We start from the raw sequence: 1,058 nt of genomic DNA on the forward strand, positions 1-1,058 counted from the left end.
CAAATCAGCGCGTCCAGTGATGAGGTGACTCAGGGTGCGGAAGATTTGGCCGACAAGGCTCAGACAGCAAGCGGGAACGTTACAGACCTGTCATCCTCAATCGAGGAAATCACAGCCACACTGCAGGAAATTGACGCCCAAGCGGACAAAGCATCGTCACTTTCTGTTGACGGTGTTGAAGATGTGTCCGCCGCCGTTGACCAGATAGAGGACGCTGTTGCGGCGATGGATGAGATTGAGGCTGCGATAACGTCGCTCGATTCACAGATGAAGAATGTGGGTGAGATCACCGAAGTGATCTCGGATATCGCAGATCAAACAAACCTGTTGGCACTCAACGCAAACATTGAGGCCGCGCGTGCGGACGACTCTGGTGATGGGTTTGCTGTTGTAGCCGACGAGGTGAAGAATCTTGCCGATGAATCTCAGCAATCAACGACTGAGATCACCCAGATTATCGAAGAGGCTCAGACGGAAACAGCGGCCGTTACTGACCAGTATGAAACCGTTAGCGACGAGATTACCAAAGGCGTCAATGCGGTTGAATCGGTCGCCAATGTACTCAACGAGATTGAATCCGAGATCGGCAAAACAAGTGAAAGTGTTGCCGAAACGAGCGATGCAGCGGAGGCACAGGCGAAAAATGCCGAGGAAATCAGTGCTGTCATCGAAGATACATCGGCGATGACACAACAGATTACGGGCTCAATGCAAGAAGTGGCTGCTGGTGTTGACCAGCAATCGGCGGCGATGGACGAAGTCGCCGAAATGGCACAGGTGCTGAGTCAGCGTGCCGATAGCCTCCAAGCAAAGGCAGACGAATTCAAAGTTGACACCGATCAATCGGCGGGACTCAACGAGAATCCTGACGGAATAACCACTGAACAGTCTACCTACAGGACAAACTGAACGATGAGTGCCACGCAAAAACCCTCAGATCGAACTGCTGAAGAGACCACACAAGTACTCACCTTCAGCATCGGTGACCAGTCGTACTGTATTGGACTGGAGTATGTCACCGAAATCACTGACAGGGGTGAGATGACATCGGTGCCGAA

At 52.1% G+C, this 1,058-nt stretch carries 1 protein-coding gene; it reads left to right on the forward strand.

The genetic code is table 11. The features are described 5' to 3' along the window. Nucleotides 1-909: methyl-accepting chemotaxis protein (locus DP106_RS15360; protein WP_240625470.1), on the forward strand; the 909-nt coding region annotated here is incomplete at its 5' end. Between the last annotated feature and the right edge of the window lie 149 nt (nucleotides 910-1,058).

The organism is Halonotius pteroides (assembly GCF_003605635.1).
In the GTDB taxonomy this organism is placed as follows: domain Archaea; phylum Halobacteriota; class Halobacteria; order Halobacteriales; family Haloferacaceae; genus Halonotius; species Halonotius pteroides.